This window comes from Paenibacillus sp. Soil787, assembly GCF_001429545.1.
Classification (GTDB): Bacteria; Bacillota; Bacilli; order Paenibacillales; family NBRC-103111; genus Paenibacillus_E.
The window spans coordinates 307,009-323,908 of record NZ_LMSP01000034.1; the positions used below are offsets into that span (position 1 = coordinate 307,009).

17 protein-coding genes, 1 tRNA gene and 1 riboswitch are annotated in these 16,900 nt (G+C 43.0%); of the genes, 6 read left to right on the forward strand and 12 right to left on the reverse strand.

What is annotated here, in order from left to right:
• Window positions 1–10: 10 nt before the first annotated feature.
• From clpP to ASG93_RS25100, 3 genes are all read right to left on the reverse strand, one after another.
• Window positions 11–601 carry an ATP-dependent Clp endopeptidase proteolytic subunit ClpP gene (clpP, locus tag ASG93_RS25090; protein WP_056836389.1) on the reverse strand — a complete coding sequence of 197 codons (591 nt, stop codon included), beginning with the start codon at window positions 599–601 and terminating at the stop codon, window positions 11–13.
• 199 nt (window positions 602–800) lie between these two features.
• On the reverse strand, window positions 801–2,102 hold the full coding sequence (gene tig, locus ASG93_RS25095) for a trigger factor (RefSeq protein ID WP_056836391.1): 1,302 nt from the start codon (window positions 2,100–2,102) through the stop codon (window positions 801–803).
• 110 nt (window positions 2,103–2,212) lie between these two features.
• Window positions 2,213–3,130, reverse strand: a complete 918-nt coding sequence (locus ASG93_RS25100) for a hypothetical protein (protein WP_056836393.1) — start codon at window positions 3,128–3,130, stop codon at window positions 2,213–2,215.
• 157 nt (window positions 3,131–3,287) lie between these two features.
• Between ASG93_RS25100 and ASG93_RS25105 the strand changes: the two genes are divergently transcribed.
• Window positions 3,288–3,361, forward strand: a tRNA-Arg gene (locus ASG93_RS25105).
• A 397-nt stretch (window positions 3,362–3,758) separates the two neighbouring features.
• On the opposite strand, the gene ASG93_RS25110 is transcribed toward ASG93_RS25105, so the two are convergent.
• From ASG93_RS25110 to ASG93_RS25115, 4 genes are all read right to left on the reverse strand, one after another.
• Window positions 3,759–4,127 carry a (2Fe-2S) ferredoxin domain-containing protein gene (locus tag ASG93_RS25110; protein ID WP_056836394.1) on the reverse strand — a complete coding sequence of 123 codons (369 nt, stop codon included), beginning with the start codon at window positions 4,125–4,127 and terminating at the stop codon, window positions 3,759–3,761.
• A 31-nt stretch (window positions 4,128–4,158) separates the two neighbouring features.
• Window positions 4,159–4,363, reverse strand: a riboswitch (cobalamin riboswitch).
• Window positions 4,364–4,515: 152 nt separating this feature from the next.
• The gene (locus tag ASG93_RS35415) at window positions 4,516–4,653 is read right to left on the reverse strand and encodes a hypothetical protein (RefSeq protein WP_156390195.1); all 138 of its coding nucleotides are present in this window, start codon (window positions 4,651–4,653) and stop codon (window positions 4,516–4,518) included.
• A 166-nt stretch (window positions 4,654–4,819) separates the two neighbouring features.
• Window positions 4,820–4,933: a DUF4023 family protein gene (locus ASG93_RS34460; protein WP_082615079.1), complete on the reverse strand. Its 114-nt coding sequence runs from the start codon at window positions 4,931–4,933 to the stop codon at window positions 4,820–4,822.
• A 46-nt stretch (window positions 4,934–4,979) separates the two neighbouring features.
• Window positions 4,980–5,336: a hypothetical protein gene (locus ASG93_RS25115; RefSeq protein ID WP_056836396.1), complete on the reverse strand. Its 357-nt coding sequence runs from the start codon at window positions 5,334–5,336 to the stop codon at window positions 4,980–4,982.
• Between the two features lie 178 nt (window positions 5,337–5,514).
• On the opposite strand from ASG93_RS25115, the gene asnB reads away from it, so the two are divergent.
• Window positions 5,515–7,359, forward strand: a complete 1,845-nt coding sequence (gene asnB, locus ASG93_RS25120; protein ID WP_056836398.1) for an asparagine synthase (glutamine-hydrolyzing) — start codon at window positions 5,515–5,517, stop codon at window positions 7,357–7,359.
• A 110-nt stretch (window positions 7,360–7,469) separates the two neighbouring features.
• Here the strand turns inward: asnB and ASG93_RS25125 are convergent, their stop codons facing one another.
• Window positions 7,470–8,117 carry an XTP/dITP diphosphatase gene (locus ASG93_RS25125; RefSeq protein ID WP_056836400.1) on the reverse strand — a complete coding sequence of 216 codons (648 nt, stop codon included), beginning with the start codon at window positions 8,115–8,117 and terminating at the stop codon, window positions 7,470–7,472.
• On the reverse strand, window positions 8,101–8,859 hold the full coding sequence (rph, locus tag ASG93_RS25130; protein WP_056836401.1) for a ribonuclease PH: 759 nt from the start codon (window positions 8,857–8,859) through the stop codon (window positions 8,101–8,103). The genes ASG93_RS25125 and rph overlap by 17 nt, the downstream gene beginning before the upstream one ends.
• Window positions 8,860–9,325: 466 nt before the next feature.
• On the opposite strand from rph, the gene ASG93_RS25135 reads away from it, so the two are divergent.
• Entirely contained in the window at window positions 9,326–11,077 is a 1,752-nt protein-coding gene (locus ASG93_RS25135; protein WP_056836404.1) for an ABC transporter ATP-binding protein, read from the forward strand.
• Between the two features lie 101 nt (window positions 11,078–11,178).
• Window positions 11,179–12,111 (forward strand): DUF1259 domain-containing protein, encoded by a 933-nt coding sequence (locus ASG93_RS25140; RefSeq protein ID WP_056836406.1) that lies wholly within the window; start codon window positions 11,179–11,181, stop codon window positions 12,109–12,111.
• A gap of 111 nt (window positions 12,112–12,222) precedes the next feature.
• Here ASG93_RS25140 and ASG93_RS36850 read toward each other — a convergent pair whose 3' ends face one another.
• The 3 genes from ASG93_RS36850 to ASG93_RS25150 form a co-directional block, all read right to left on the reverse strand.
• The gene (locus ASG93_RS36850; RefSeq protein WP_268796054.1) at window positions 12,223–12,345 is read right to left on the reverse strand and encodes a hypothetical protein; all 123 of its coding nucleotides are present in this window, start codon (window positions 12,343–12,345) and stop codon (window positions 12,223–12,225) included.
• Window positions 12,346–12,563: 218 nt separating this feature from the next.
• Entirely contained in the window at window positions 12,564–14,975 is a 2,412-nt protein-coding gene (locus tag ASG93_RS25145; RefSeq protein ID WP_056836408.1) for an ABC transporter permease, read from the reverse strand.
• A complete protein-coding gene (locus ASG93_RS25150; protein ID WP_082615080.1) occupies window positions 14,972–15,730 on the reverse strand; it encodes an ABC transporter ATP-binding protein in 759 nt (252 codons plus the stop codon). Before ASG93_RS25150 ends, ASG93_RS25145 begins: the two co-directional genes overlap by 4 nt.
• 157 nt (window positions 15,731–15,887) lie before the next feature.
• Between ASG93_RS25150 and ASG93_RS25155 the strand changes: the two genes are divergently transcribed.
• A complete protein-coding gene (locus tag ASG93_RS25155; RefSeq protein WP_056836410.1) occupies window positions 15,888–16,469 on the forward strand; it encodes a TetR/AcrR family transcriptional regulator in 582 nt (193 codons plus the stop codon).
• Window positions 16,470–16,560: 91 nt separating this feature from the next.
• Window positions 16,561–16,884: a metal-sensing transcriptional repressor gene (locus tag ASG93_RS25160; RefSeq protein ID WP_056836412.1), complete on the forward strand. Its 324-nt coding sequence runs from the start codon at window positions 16,561–16,563 to the stop codon at window positions 16,882–16,884.
• The last annotated feature ends 16 nt before the right edge of the window (window positions 16,885–16,900 follow it).

A 16,900-nucleotide genomic window follows, 5' to 3' on the forward strand; every position in this document is an offset into this window, starting at 1 on the left:
GATCACTCCTTTATTTCAAGTCGTTTCGAGTGATAACCTCGTCGATTAACCCGTATGTCTTCGCTTCTTCAGCGCTCATAAAGTTATCCCGGTCGGTGTCTCTTTCGATCTTTTCAAGCGGCTGTCCCGTACGGTCCACATATATCTGGTTGAGTTTTTGCTTCGTTTTGATAATCCAATCCGCGTGGATTTTGATATCGGTTGCTTGACCTCTTACACCGCCGAGCGGTTGGTGAATCATAACTTCTGCATTCGGCAGCGCGTATCGCTTACCTTTGGCACCTGCTGTTAACAGCAAAGAGCCCATACTTGCAGCCATACCTACACAAATCGTAGATACATCTGGTTTAATAAACTGCATGGTATCGAAGATACCCATTCCAGCTGTTACAGATCCACCTGGTGAATTGATATATAAGTGGATGTCCTTGTCGGGATCCTGAGCTGATAAAAAGAGCAGCTGGGCAATGACCAAATTAGCCACATCGTCATCAATAGCGCTCCCAATGAAGATAATGCGGTCCTTTAATAAACGCGAGTAGATATCGTAAGAACGTTCCCCACGAGCCTCTTGTTCAACAACCATAGGAATAAGACTCATTGTACCAACTCCTTTTGCGGCAATAGCCAAGTTCTCTCAATTGAGATTCAGATACAGTTTAACACGTTTGAACAGCAAAGTCATTTTTTCAGAGAACTGCTATGTATGAGGGTATTTCTTACGGTTTTGGGCAGTTTGGGGGCTAAAATAGGATAAAAGAAAGGCACGTTGCTTACGTACGTGCCTTATCTTACCTTATTTATACTGCTGCGGAAACATGCTTGCTATTTTCGAGCAAGAAGTCAACCGTTTTTCTAATCACAAGATCGTTGCTCAGACCTTCTAGGCTGCCGTTAGAAGCAAACAGTTCACGAAGTTCTGCCGTTGTTTTTTGGTAGGATTGTGCATATTTCTCAAGCTCCGTGTCAACTTCTTCATCGGAAACTGTGATTTTTTCTGCAGCTGCGATGGCTTCAAGAACAAGGTTGTTACGAACACGCTTGTCAGCGTCTTCTCTCATTTGTTCTTTCAGCACGCTCTCGTTTTGACCGGAGAACTGGAAGTAGATTTCAAGCGTCATGCCTTGGGAGCGAAGACGTCTTTCAAATTCCTTCACCATAACATCAAGCTCTGCCTCTACCATAGAAGCTGGAATTTCAACTTCAGCGTTAGTTGCAGCTTTTTCAACAACAGCTGTTTCCAGAGCAGCCTCTGAATCTTTTTCTTTGCGTTCTTGAAGACGTTTTTTCAACTCTTCTTTGTACTCTACAAGTGTATCGTACTCGCTCACGTCTTTAGCAAATTCATCATCAAGCTCTGGCAAGTTTTTGCGTTTAATGTCGTGAATTTTCACTTTAAACACAGCCGCTTTGCCTTTCAAATCTTCAGAGTGGTAGTTTTCAGGGAAGCTAACATTAACTTCTTTCTCTTCGCCTTTACCAAGTCCTACCAGTTGCTCTTCGAAACCTGGAATGAAGGAGTTGGAACCAAGCTCAAGGGAGTATTTCTCCGCTTTGCCGCCTTCAAACGCTTCTCCATCAACGAATCCTTCGAAATCAAGGACTACGACGTCACCATTAGCTGCTTGTCCTTCTTCAAGAACAACCAATTCAGCATGACGCTGTTGCAAACGAGTAAGCTCATCATTTAATTCCTCATCCGTTACAACTGCGCTTGCAGCTTCAACTTCGATACCTTTGTATTCGCCAAGTGTTACTTCAGGCTTAACAGTAACTTTTGCTTTGAACTTCAGCACTTGTCCTTTGCCGAATTGCTCAACGTCTACTTCAGGACGATCAACAGGCTCGATTTTAACCTCTTCAATCGCTTCCACATAAACTTCTGGCAAAATGATATCTAAAGCATCTTGATACAAGCTTTCTACACCAAATTTAGCTTCAAAGATAGAACGAGGCACTTTCCCTTTACGGAATCCTGGAACATTCACTTTCGCTGATACCTTTTTAAATGCTTTATCCAAAGCATCTGCTACGCGCTCTGCGCCAACTTCCACTTCAAGAACGCCTACGTTCTTCTCTATTTTTTCCCAACTTGCTTTCATTTTATGCTTTCCCCTCCAAAAATGTACGATGACATATTTTCACGTTACGCTCATTACAACCATTCTATTATACCATATAAGATTTTCATTTCAAGGCAGCCTTTCTTGCCTTATGATGGGTCCGGATTAAACTGCTTCACAAACGCTTGCAGCACAAGATTAGCTCGTTTCCATTGCAGCTTCATGGAATCGACAATTCCGTAATTGTCTAGTAACTCTTCACGATTCACCGTACCAAACAATTTCTCTTGAAGAATAGCATGAAGGGCAGATGCCCACACATCAACTGCGCCTTCTTCCGCATTCTGTAGATCTGTATAGATCGATGTCCCATAGGCATAGGCTAGAAATTCCTGCCAGGTTTGTTTGGCAAAATAAACAAAATCAGGTTGGCTTATTTCACTAATGTCTCCGACTCTGCGAATCATATCACGAATACGTGATGGAAAATCCTCCGGACACATCGGTGTCTCTTCGATCTCGACAAGGATTTTTTCCCCATTCTTGGGGAATTCGATAAATCCTCGCTCCCCCATCTGTTTAAGCGCCTGCAAAGCTTTGAATTGAATGTGAGGGTGCCGCGGCTTCTCACATAGCCAATCCTTTACACGTTGGCTTACTTCGGATTGATCGATGAACCCCAATTGTTCAAGGGCATTGACTTGCTGCTCCAACGTACCGTCTTTTAGCATATTCAGAAGCTTAAGCGCAAAGGCGCCATCATCGGCTGTCTTTTCTTGTATGTATTGCCGTAATAAATCTGTTTCTTCCTCTAGGTCCTCTTCCATTGGCGGCGTCATGGGGAACATGGATTCCGGATACATGGTATACAGCCAGTTCCGCAGAGCTTCCCATTGTTCGGCTTTGTGAGGGTCTACTGTTGGAAATTGCAGTAGAAAAGTTAGCAGCTGGAGCGCATCACTATACTGCTCTGTTTTTAGAAACCGAGTCAGCTCCTCTTCGTAATATTGCTCTGTTTTCGGAAAAAGAATTAAGTTATTGATGGATGGGTCTGTTATGATGATCACCTCAGAAATCTTGGTCTCGCTGGTGACAGTTTACTTGATTGTCCAAGTGAATGCAAAATTATTTTATAAAATAGGGTTGACTTCACTTTAATCCATATGATAATATAACTCTTGCTTCGCTAAACGGATCACATCCGCAAGGTAAGAAGAGGTCTATGTCTCAGTAGCTCAGCTGGATAGAGCACACGCCTTCTAAGCGTGCGGTCGGGGGTTCGAATCCCTCCTGGGACGTTCATGCACGGTAAAAGGATCGCGAGAAATCGCGGTCTTTTTTTGTTTATCCAAATTTGTTAAAATAAAATGGAAGGATTCCTTCCCGTTGGTTGGGCTATATTTTGGTGGACTCGGCGCCCAAGAATGTGAGTGATTTTACAACATTGTTACAAAAAGTCTTTGTATAATTATCATCAACGACTCTACTATAAAGTTAAAAGGGGCTGTCACAAAGGTAGATAATGATCTACTTGAGGACAGCCCTCTTCTATGATATTGATTCCCTCGTTTCAATAGAGGTTACTTTAATAATGACACGAATGAGCGAAGATACGTTTTGAATAACATGCTAACAGAGGGAGGGAACGTAGAGACGCTATATACGTGAAATATGCTCTATGTATAAAATATATTCTTATTTACTTTGTATGCGACTAATGCCCGTATTCCCTTTTCCGGTTGGCACAAAGCGTTCCTCAAAACTATAAATCATATGTTCCTGAAGTGGATTGCCCTCTAGTAAGTGCTCTCTAACAAGCCTTCTACCAGCCTCTGGTGTCATTTCTTTGTACCAAATCCCTTGCGGATATACAGTGACAACACCTGCGTCCTGACAGCGGCCATTACATCTAGTCCGAGTTGTATGTATTAGATGCTCGGCTCCGTGCTTCGAAATTTCATCTCGAATGGCTAGTGTTGTTTCATCTCCTGAATGTTTCAGGCAAGATCCCCCGTTACAGATAAGTACATGATGTTGGACTGTGGATAGATCCCACGTACTCATAAGAACACCTCCCTATCTCCCGTAGGTATATTACTGTGCTGCTGAAATAGGCAGGTCTCCTGGCTTCAGGATCTTCATCGAACGTCAGCCTTCCCAATCGGTCGATCAGTGGCATAGAGACGTTGACTCCTCTGTTACAGTGGCGGGACCGCGTCGGCTTCTAACCGATCTTCCCTTTTAAGCTTACCCTACGCTTGGATAGCGGAAAGGCAAGCACCTATTTCGGATATGAAATTATGACCGAATTAATCAAAATCTTTTAAACTTAAATCATCATTTAAACTTAAATCTCATCTTACCTCATACTCTATTTACAAACAAGGAAAAAGCCCCAACCAAATGGTAGGGACTTCATCGGAAGCTGTATTTACGAATTCAAATCACTCGTTTAAACGGAAGGACGATTCGGTTGGTGATGCCCTGGCTCTGTTGAATCCAAATTGGACTGTATGCGAGAAGATTGCTTCGAATGATCGATTGTGCTCTGTATCCTCTGATCCATACTTTTACTTTTCTTTTTGCTCATGATGGATTAATCCTCCTGTAAGTTGAAATAATGATCACTTGATTAGTATGGAGAGATATCGCAACAAATATGCTGGTTTAAAATACCCATAAAGGACGAAGGACAAAAGTAAAGCAAAAGCTTGTAAGGAAGATTCCCTACAAGCTCTTGGTGGTGCCATTAGACATTAGTGCTTGTTGTTCGGCATATTACTTTCCGGACGTCCGTCCCCTTGTGTCTTGAAATTCTTCTTGGCTTTTCTCTGCTTTTCGTGCAGTTTGCTAATGAAATGACTATCCATGAGCATTCGCCTCCTGAAGAAAGAATGGCACTACCTCTTTAGAATGTCACACAAGCTCTAAATTTAAACGCATGGCAAGATTAAGAATCGCGCCTCTTGCTTCTGCATCTGTTTTGACTTTTTCGTATAATTCCTCAAAATTAGTGCGATTTTGAATAAATTCCGGTTCTGTTTTGATAGCCGTTTGTGTCCAGTTAATCAAGACATTCTCCGCTTGGGTAAGTTCATTATAAGCACGATGCAAGCCGACACGCTCAATAATTTCTTCCATTTCTGCTTGCCCAACTTCTTTACCTTCTTCTTTTAATTCCGCAATTCGTTTATCCGCTTGGTTGCTGATTTGCAGAAAGTGCTCTCTAGAGGCCAGATAATCAATTTGTGCTTTAGAGTGTTTCTTTTTCATGGTCATCACCTTTGTCATTTAGTAAGAAAGAATTGGGTTTATTGTATCAGGCCTGTCTGTAAAACACAAAATCCGTCCGGTTGACTGCGCCCATCCCATTCTGGACAGACATTATATACCTTGAGTTTGCATACCTTTTATCATCATGCTCTCTTTATAAGGAAAGGAAGGAACGTCTATGTGCGGAATAACGGGTTGGATAGATTGGCGGAAAGACTTGACCGGGTACCCGTCCATTCTAGAAAATATGACGGAAACGCTCCATTTGCGTGGACCTGATGCTTCTGGTACTTGGATTTCACAGCATTGTGCCCTCGGCCATCGACGTCTTAGTGTAATGGATCCGGAAAACGGCGCTCAGCCCATGATACGGAAACAAGGAGACTACACGTATACGATCGTATATAATGGCGAACTCTATAACGCCCCTGAACTCAAAAAGGAGCTAGAACTTCGTGGGCATCATTTCCGCACGACCTGTGATACAGAGGTGCTGCTTGTTGCCTTTATTGAATGGGGGAGAGCTTGTGTAGATCGACTTAATGGCATTTTCGCTTTCGCGGCCTGGAATGATCAGGAACAATCTCTTTATTTGGTCAGAGATCGGCTTGGTGTAAAGCCGCTTTTTTATTCTCATCAAAATAGTGTGCTTCTATTCGGCTCAGAGCCGAAAGCTATACTTGCACACCCCGACTTCCAAGCAGAGGTTGGTGCAGAAGGCTTGGCCGAAATCTTCGCAGTAGGTCCAGCTCGTACACCTGGTCATGGGATTTATCGCAATATGTCAGAGCTCAAACCAGGACAATGCGCTGTTTTTGACCGCAATGGCTTATCCATTCGTACGTATTGGAAGCTCGAAAGCCACCAGCACTCCGACGATATAGCTGCTACGGCATTGCAAGTTGGGCAACTGCTTAGCGATACGTCCCAGCGCCAACTTGTGTCTGATGTCCCCATCTGTACTCTTCTATCGGGTGGTCTTGATTCTAGTGCTCTTACGGCACTTGCCTCTGCTCATTACAAGGAAAGCAAGCAAGGCGCTCTGCATACTTTTTCCGTTGATTACAAAGATAATGACAAGCATTTTAAAGCCAACATCTTTCAGCCAAATTCAGATGCACCTTGGATTAAACGGATGACGGAGCATTTAGGAACCGAGCATCACTATATTGAATTCGACACACCCGAGCTTGTGGAATCACTAAAAACAGCAGTATTTGCCCGCGATACACCAGGAATGGCTGATGTGGATGGGTCTCTTTATTTATTTTGCCGTGAGATCAAAAAAGAAGCGACGGTTGCGATTTCCGGTGAAGCCGCTGACGAAATATTCGGCGGATATCCATGGTTCCACAACGAAGAAGCTTTGGCTGCGGGTACGTTCCCTTGGTCTTTGAAGCTAAACAATCGCGTCGACCTGCTGGCTCCTGATCTTGTGGATTGGATCAAACCCGTCGAGTATGTCAGTAATCGATACCAGCAAGCGCTCAGCGAAGTACCGCGGTTAGCTGGGGAAACACAGCAGCAAAACCGTATGCGAGAAATGTCTTACTTAAACATTACCCGGTTCATGCCGACACTTCTCGATCGAAAGGATCGTATGAGTATGGCCGTCGGACTTGAAGTTCGCGTCCCATTCTGCGATCACCGTCTTGTCGAGTATGTCTGGAACATTCCTTGGGAAATCAAAACATCAGGTGATCGGGAGAAAGGTATTTTGCGCAAAGCGCTCAAAGGTGTTCTTCCTGAGGATGTGCTCACTCGCAAGAAGAGTCCTTATCCAAAAACTCACAACCCTAATTATTTAGCCGCTGTGAGAAAATGGGTGCTGGAAATTCTGGATGATCCCAGCTCACCCTTACTTCCTTTCATTGATGTTAAGAAAATCCGTGCACTTGCCAGCTCGGAGACGAATGACTTCGACCTTCCATGGTTTGGTCAGTTGATGACAGGTCCTCAACTATTCGCCTATTTGGCACAAGTGGATACATGGCTGCGTTCCTATAAAATTTCCATTCGATAACCAAGGATAAACAACTCCGTCGTCCTTCAGGTTCGAGCGCGTTTTTCTTATCTACTGAAAAAAACCTGCTATCCACGCCGATAAAGTGGAAGCAGGTTTTCTTTATGATTTTAGCCGTTCTGATCAGGAAGTCTATCCAAAAACATACGCAAAGCTTTGGCTCGGTGGCTCATCTCATTCTTCTCTTCCATCGTTAATTCTGCCATCGTTCTCCCGAGAGCAGGGATATAAAATAAGGGATCATAGCCGAAGCCGCTTTCGCCACGTTCTTCCCCAATGATGTAACCACGGCAAGAATCCTCCGCTTCAATCACTTCATTCGCTACAGGATCGATAAGCGTAAGCGCGCAAACAAAGGAAGCTTCGCTAAGAAGCTTTGGGTGCTCTTCATCGGCAGGCAATCCGTCTAGAGTATCTATCTCGCTTAATGCTTGCAGCAGCTTAGCATTATTGTCCGCATCCGTAGCATTCTCTCCAGCATACCTGGCTGAATAAACTCCCGGTTCACCGTTCAAGGCCGCTACACACAAACCGGAATCATCGGCAAGAACCGGCACATGGAGATGTGCCGAAATGATCTGCGCTTTAATCCGTGCATTTTCTGCAAACGTCGTTCCGCTCTCCACGATTTCCGGAAGATCCGTATAGTCCGTTAAGCAGCGAACTTTGTAGCCTTTTGCTCCAAAAAGCTTCTCAAACTCTTTGACTTTGCCCTCGTTACGCGTTGCAATGACGACGAAATTACTTTGTAGCAGCATGATGTACACCTCGAATGCGATCAGCGATCGGGCCTAATACGTTAGATTGCTCTTCAATCATCGTATGGATGCCTGTTTCAGCAAGAGCGAGCAGTTCATCCAATTCTTTACGGGAAAAAGGAGCATCCTCGCCTGTTCCTTGGATTTCTACGAATTGACCCTGCCCCGTCATCACGACGTTCATATCTACTTTCGCATGTGAATCTTCTTCATAATTCAGATCCAGCCGCGGTGTTTGGCCGATAACACCAACACTCACAGAAGCCAGAAAATCGTTTATAGGGAATTTAGCTAATTTCTTGTCTGTCGCCAGCTTGTCGATGGCAAATGCCATAGCCACAAACGCACCGGTAATTGACGTAGTACGAGTCCCGCCATCCGCTTGAATAACATCGCAATCTAGAGTGATGGATCTTTCGCCTAATGCTTCCAAATTCACCACGGAACGAAGCGCACGTCCAATAAGCCGCTGAATCTCCATCGTTCGTCCACCAAGCTTACCTTTGGCAGCTTCACGCTGATTTCTAACCTGCGTAGCTCGAGGCAGCATCGAATATTCGGCTGTAACCCATCCTTTCCCTTGACCTTTCATAAAAGGTGGGACGCGTTCTTCAATCGTCGCTGTACAAATCACTTTGGTATCCCCGACCTCAATAAGCACCGAGCCTTCCGCGTGTTTTATATAATGAGGGGTTATTTTCATAGGTCGCAGTTCTTGATTCGTTCTTCCGCCAATTCTCATAAATGTTATTCTCCTCCTGTTGCTTCCATCAGAAGCTTGTTCCTACGCCCATTGTAATGTAGTGTAGTGCTTTTGTAAAAAAAATAGGTTATAAACCCAAAGTTTTAGCATTATCATTCCCATTTTTGGGAAAAACCTGCGTTTTTCAATCCTCATGAGTAAATAAGAATAGTGACCGGCAGTATACTCCATTAAGTCATCACGTTGCATTTTGGAAGTCAAACTGAACAAAATAAAAATTCTACAAAGTACCAGCTTTCCCTTTAAGGACCATCAATTTGCCACAAAATCGCATAAGAAGCTGATAGTACTCCATATATTAATACAATTAATTAGTTTAAACAATCAAATTGAGCCCTCCTATGAAATAAGATATCTTGGCATTTATCCTTCTTTACATAACCCCCATGGGGGGATATCATAAAAGAGATTCTACGCTTGTATGTCTTACATAAGGAGTATCATAATGTCTAGTTTTAAGATCTATTTCAAATTTATCAAACCGTACTGGAAACTTGTTATAATCACTATTCTCATTGGTATGGTGAAATTCGGAATTCCGCTGACCTTGCCTTTAATTTTGAAATATATCGTTGATGATTTATTATTAAGTCCCATTTCTTCCGTTGAGAAGACGCAAAAACTGATTGAGGTGCTTCTAGGTGCTTTTGTCCTGTTTGTTATCATAAGGGCTCCTATTGAATATCTGCGACAATATTTTGCACAACTGACAACCAGTCGTATCCTTTACGATTTGCGTAGCCATCTGTATTCACATATTCAAAAGCTGTCCTTACGCTATTATCAAAATCATAAAACAGGCGAAATTATTTCTCGATTGATTAATGATGCAGAGCAAACGAAAAACATAGTCGAAACAGGATTAATGAATGTGTGGATAGATTTATTTACGCTAACAATCGCCATCGGGTTTATGATTCATATGGACTTTTGGCTGACTATTGTTGCTATTGCTGTATTTCCCTTTTATGCCTTCTCGGTAAAAAAGTTATATAAAAAGCTTAGAACACTAACAAAAGCTCGTTCTCAAGCCCTTGCGGAAATGCAAGGATATTTATATGAACGTGTAAATGGAATGCCGGTTATTAAAAGCTTTACTTTAGAAGCGGTTGAGAAAGTTAGATTTGGAGAAAGAAATAATAAATTTCTTGATCGTGCACTTGCTCTAACGAAATGGAATGCTGTAACGAACTCCATTATTAATACACTAACAGATATTGCCCCATTGCTTGTATTAGCTTATGGTGGCTATCAAGTTATCCAAGGCAACTTAACTGTAGGGGCATTTATAGCCTTCTTTGCCTTTCTGGATCGTTTGTACAATCCGCTTCGACGTTTAATTAATTCTTCAACTGAACTAACTCAGGCAAGCGCATCTTTAGACCGGGTAATTGAACTAATGAATGAGCCTTATGACATTGTTGACTCACCTAGTGCGATACCTCTTCAACGAATAAAAGGGAAAATAGATTTTGAAAATGTTTGTTTTAGATACGATCAAGCATCTGATTGGGTATTAAAAAACATTCAACTTAGTATTCAATCCGGTGAAACAATAGCCTTTGTAGGGATGAGCGGCGGTGGAAAATCATCGCTAATCAGCCTGCTCCCTCGTTTTTACGATATTCAGGAAGGGAGTATTCTGATTGATCATACAGACATTAAGGACATTACAATAAAGAGCCTACGCGATCAAATAGGAATGGTGTTACAGGATAACATTTTGTTTAGCGGAACGGTTCGAGAAAACATATTGTTTGGTAAACCGGATGCTGCGGAAGATGAGATTATACATGCAGCAGAAGCGGCTAACGCACATGATTTTATATTGAACCTGCCTGGCGGGTATGACACAGAGATTGGCGAGCGTGGAGTAAAGTTATCAGGCGGACAGAAGCAGCGCATTGCTATAGCAAGAGTCTTTCTTAAAGATCCGAGCATTTTAGTTCTGGATGAAGCAACATCTGCCCTTGATTTAGAATCGGAACATTTGATTCAAGAATCTCTAGCAAAATTAGCGAAAGACAGAACCACTTTGATTGTTGCGCATCGACTTTCTACCATTACCCATGCGGACCAGATTGTTCTCATTGAGAATGGTCAGATCAAAGAAAAAGGAACGCATGAGCAGCTAATGAAGGAAGGCGGGGCTTATTTCCGATTGTTTAATGTACAAAATTTAAGCGGAGCCGATTAATGTTATCGCAAGCATGGTATAACTATTCCATTCTAAGTAAAGGATATGTTGCTATAGACTATGTGGAATAAAAGCCCATTTGTATATAAGGGAGGTTTTTCATGAAAAGACGGGGTGTGTTTATAAGTATTGCAATCGTTATAATCGTGGTGACTACGTCGCTGACTATCATGAATAAAAAGTCCTCCGGAAAATTCGCAGCAGCAAGCGGTGCAGATGAACATGAATCAAAATCAGCAGATTGGAAGCCTATTGAGCAGATCTTTAATCGAAAAGGCACCTTAGATAACTCTGTGTTTAAGGTTACCTTCCCGAGGGAAGATCTTAAAGTAACCGTCGGAGAAGTTCTTGTTGAACCTGATCTTGCATTAACTTCCTGGATCGCTTTTCAACCAGTCAAAGGACGTACGATGATGATGGGAGATCTTGTTCTGCTGCACCAAGAACTGCCTTCCGTATTATCTCAACTAACAAAAACGAATATAGAAGTGACGGCCATCCACAATCATCTAACAATGGAATCCCCGCCCATCATTTATGTGCATTTTGAGGGTATGGGCAACGCCGCCGATATGGCGGAGCAAATGAAGTCTGTTTTATCCGTTACAAACACTCCGCTTACTACTTCACCACCGGCACAGACAAAATCTCGAGAATGGTCCAAGGTGGAAAATATATTGACTAAAAAAGGAACGGCAAAAGGAAACTTAATTGGATTTTCCATTCCTCGGGAGGAAAACATTCATGAAATGGATACCAATATTCGCCCAGCTATGGGAGTAGCGACCGCAATCAATTTTCAAGCGGTTGGAGATAAAGCAGCGACAACAGGTGATTTTGTCCTAATTGCTGATGAGGTCCCCGCAATACAACGCACCTTAACTGAGAATGGAATAAGGGTGACTGCGATTCATAACCATATGCTTCATGAGTCGCCAAAGTTGATCTTTTTGCATTTTTGGGGCTATGGAGATCCGGAAAAATTGGCAAAAGGCCTCAAAGCAGCAATAGATAAAACGAATGTTAAAAAGTAATAAGATTGAAAGGCTGATATACGTGTAAAAACAGGTCACCGAGTGGTTATTCTACCACCGGCTGACCTGTTCTTTTTATAGGAATTACTACCCTCTAATTAGAAAAAAGAATCAGCCTCCATGCAATCTTTTCAAAATGCCAACAAGGTCGATATTATTACCAGCAACAATTAAACCCACGATAACGGCTATAATTCCAGTGATAATAACTGAGATAATAATTTTTTTACTCATACATATACCTCCACAAATAATTGTAGCTTTCTAAATAAACATGCCATATAGTCGCTAGTCAACAGTATCGACAAAATGTTGATTTTAAGGCTTACGAATGCCAAATGGGTCAAGCGTATGAAGGGTAAAACCTACAGCAGCGATAACAATAATTACAATCAAAGTAATCTTAATCGTTTTTCTCATATACATACTTCCCTTCTAAGATATTAACCAATTTATACGTGAGCGAGTGTTTCCCGGATGGTCAGTCGCGATGCCTGCCAAGCTGGATACGCACTTGCTGAAATGGACCCGAGAACGATAATCGTTAGCCAAATAGCAACGGCCATGGGCGACAAAACCAAAGGTAGCGGTGACTTAAATGCTAAATTTCCGATGAGTTTACCGACGTATAAGGAAAGAGGGAGCGAAAGCACAATAGCGACAGTCCAGCTCATAATACCGATGAAAACCCCTTCGCTTATAACGTTACGTAATACCGTACTCGATTTACCGCCAATGGTACGCATGATGCCGAATTCGCGGGTACGCTCCACTACATTGATGGCCATGGTAGACATGAGGCCAAGACCGCCGACAACGGCCATCAGCACAGCCATGATAATCAATGCGAAGATGAGAATATAAACGTGACCATTAAGGGCTGAGTCCAGTCTCGTCTCAGAGATGTCAACTTTCATACTTACGTTTTCTTTCTCAAATGTACGTTCAATTTCTTTGGTAACGGAACTTATTGTCTTCGTGTCGTGATTATTCGTGACAATACGCAGGGTATTCGTTTGCCCCGATTTGCCAATTATTTTGGCAAATGCATCCGGAGATACGTAGGCTGATGCCGGCGTTATGATTTCTCTCGCAATGCCAACTACATGCAAAATGACAGGACTTCCATTTGCGGTCAAGTTGATGAGATCCCCAACCTTAATAGTGGGAAATAACGCATGCGCCGTATGATTAAGTACCACTGCATCGGTATCGCCCGGTTGAAGCCAGCGTCCGCTTTGTTGTGTTAAATGGACCATTTTGCTATCCGCAGGAACCGAACGAATGTTAAAGCTGCCATGTCCCCCATCAGGATAAGTTCTAACGACTTCCAAACCATCCGAACGATTTGCAGCGGCAGGCACTATATTCCATGTCTCTACTTGTTGAACGCCAGGAACACTTGCGACGATAGCTAAGACTTTCTCTTCTGCTTCTGGACGATTCAGACGAATTTCAAGATCGTAATGGCGATCAGACGCTGCATCGGAAAGATTTTGTTCCCATGCAGTTTTTAGGTTTAAGCTTGTCATGAACATTCCACCGGCGGCAGCTAGTAAGCTAAGCGTGAGCAACAAGCGAGCTCTGCGTCGGAAAGTATTGCGTAAAGCCAATATCAGAGTGCGATCCAATCCGCGTATTTTCCCGAGCCAAGCATCCAACCGACGAGAGCCGAATTTCTTCTTGCTTGTGCCGAAATCGTTGATCGCTTCACGAACAGTGGTCCGTGTGGCTTTGGAGATCGGGATTAGGGCGACGAAGAATGGCACAAGAACCCCAATGAACAACTGTACGATGTAAACCCAGCTAGGAATAGCCTCACTATATAATGTGAAATTCAGCAGTTGAGCCACCACCCTTGCAAAAAAGCGTCCTAAAGCAATACTTAGCGGTAAGCCGATCATAACCGCCACGATACCAACCAGTACAATCAATACAAGATATAGGCTGGCTATTTGGACTGATCGTGCACCAATCGCTTTCATCACGCCGATTTGGCGAACCTGTTGAGCCAATAAACCACCGACCATTGTTGCAGTTAGAATGGCACTTAGAGCGAGTGTCAGTAAGCTAAAGATGAGCATCATGACTAGAATTGAATTCATCTGATTCTGATGCGGATGTTTGCCTGGAGGTGGTATGCGTATCTCTTTAACCGTATTTCCCTGTTGTTTCAACCAACCGGATAGTTCGCTGACTGTTCGTTCGATCGAGGTCACATTGAGCGGCTGATCCTTCACAATGATTTTTAAGATGTTTAATGTACCGCTTTCGCCTAACAAGACCAACGTTGAAGGGGTAATATATCCATACACGGTCTGCTCCTGCCCAGCAGGGGCTAAGCCCGGATCGTGCACAAGTCCGGATATGCTAACTTGACGTTTTGGACCGTTGGGGGTTTGAACTCTCAGTGATTCGCCTACTTTGGCATTTACAAGCGGCAGTGCTTCTCGTTCCAATAAAATGGAACCATCCGGCGGAGGCCAAGCGCCAGATTCAGGTCGGAACGTATTGATACGAATCGCATTGAAGTCTTTCACGACGAACAACAGAAGCGGCATCCACTCGTTTGGTTTGACCTCGATCCTCGCTACAAGCGTAGAACTTGCTTCAGCATCTGCGATTTCGGGACGAAGTCGAACGGCATCGACCAATGAATCACTGACCTTATCCATTTCCAATAAAGCGGAAGCTGGATTCGTATCCAGATAGTTTCGGCTAATTTCACGGGTGAGAATGGTATAAGCACTCAATATGGTTCCAACGCCTAATATACCGACAGCGATTGCGAGAACCATCATCATCATGCGGCCTTTCGCTGTTCGAAGATCGCTCAGCAATTTCTTCCAACGTGGGCTAATCATGAGATACTAACCTCCGTTTTCGCTGGCGTTTCGGTGACAACTGCTCCATCAGCCAGAATGATCGTTCTTGTAAAGTATCGGCTTAAATCGCGCTCATGCGTTACCATTACAACCGTTTTTCCCTCCATCGCTAGATTTGCGAATAATTGCATAACATCATCTGACGTTTGGGAATCAAGATTGCCAGTAGGCTCATCGGCTACAAGAATGGGGGGATCGTTAGCAAGCGCCCGAGCGATCGCTGCACGTTGTTGTTGGCCTCCTGACAAATCAGCAGGAAGTTTATCCGCTTGTTCAATAATACCGACTTTATCTAATAATGAGATAGCTCTTGCACGTCGTTCACGCGCCGGATATGTTTTGCAAAAATCCATGGGCAGCATCACATTTTCCGCAACTGTCAGAGTCGGAAGCAATTGAAAGAATTGAAAGATGACACCGACATTTATTCCTCGCCAAATTGCTAATTGCTCCTGATTCAGAGCGTGTATAGCCTTAGAGGCAACATGTACTTCTCCAGAAGAGGGCGTATCGATACCCGTGATTAAATTGATTAAAGTTGATTTCCCACTGCCTGATTTGCCGACAACAGCAACAAATTCACCTTTCCGAACCTCAAGACACACTTCTCTTAGAGCAATAAAGGAACCAGAGGGCGTATCATACCTTTTGGAGACCCGATTTAGTGAAATTAGCGGGATGCTTTGCGATGTTTTTCCGCTAAATTTTTCTTGGATCATTTTTTGTTGGCTCATATGTCCAACCTCCTAATATATATTTTTATATTTATTGAACACGATGTTCCATTTCGATTATAATGTTCGTAAATTATAAGAAACAACAACCAATATGCTTTGAATTGTTCGTTATGAAACAAAACACTTTAAACTGTCCAAAAAAAGGAGGCCAACAATGATAGCCAAGAAGGAAGACAGGCGGGTGCAGCGCACGCGAAACATGCTGTATGAAGCCTTCATAGATCTCATCATCGAAAAGGGATACGAAGCCATAACGATACAAGACATTATTGATCGGGCAAATGTAGGTAGATCCACTTTTTATTCTCATTTCTATGATAAAGAACAGCTTCTATTGGGTAGTCTCGACCGGCTGCGACAACTCCTTAAGCAGCAAAGCTTCTTGCGTTCCTCGCCTTCAGATTCGAGTGATTATCAATTCGGTTTCAGCTTAGCCATGCTGCAGCATGTACAAAGCCATAGGCATTTATATAGAGCAGTAGCCGGTAAACAAAGCGGGGTTCTTGTTTTGTATCACATTAAACGTATACTTACTGAATTAGCACGCGAAGAAATTACAGCACTTCTGCCAAGCTCCACTACCGATATTCCACAGGACGTTGCGATTGAATTTATTGTAAATACATTATGGTCCATCTTAACCTGGTGGATGGAGCATAATATGCCTCATTCTGCAGCAGAAATGGATCAGATGTTTCACACATTGACGTTTTCAGGCATCAGCAAGCTTCGATGAGTGTATAGAAGCAGATAATGTGTAGACAAAAGAGGTTTTGACACACGAATACTGGGGGAATAAAATTAGTCCTAGAAGAAGGAGGGCATTTATGCAAGATCATGAACATAATCTCAATACGAAACAAGAACATAGTCACGGTCACACACACCCGCATATGCAAAGGAAACAAGTAACCAATCGACTGGCTCGAATTGAAGGCCATGTTCGTTCTATAAAAGAAATGACTGATAATGGTAGAGATTGCCCCGATATCCTCCTTCAGATTGCAGCTGTTAAAAAGGCGTTGGACGGTGTTGCCAAAGTGATATTAAAAGACCATCTGGAACATTGCGTTGTATCATCCGTTCAGGATGAGCATCGAAGCCAGGTGTTATCTGATTTACAAAAAGCTCTAGACAATTACATACGATAATAATAAAGAGGCCCTA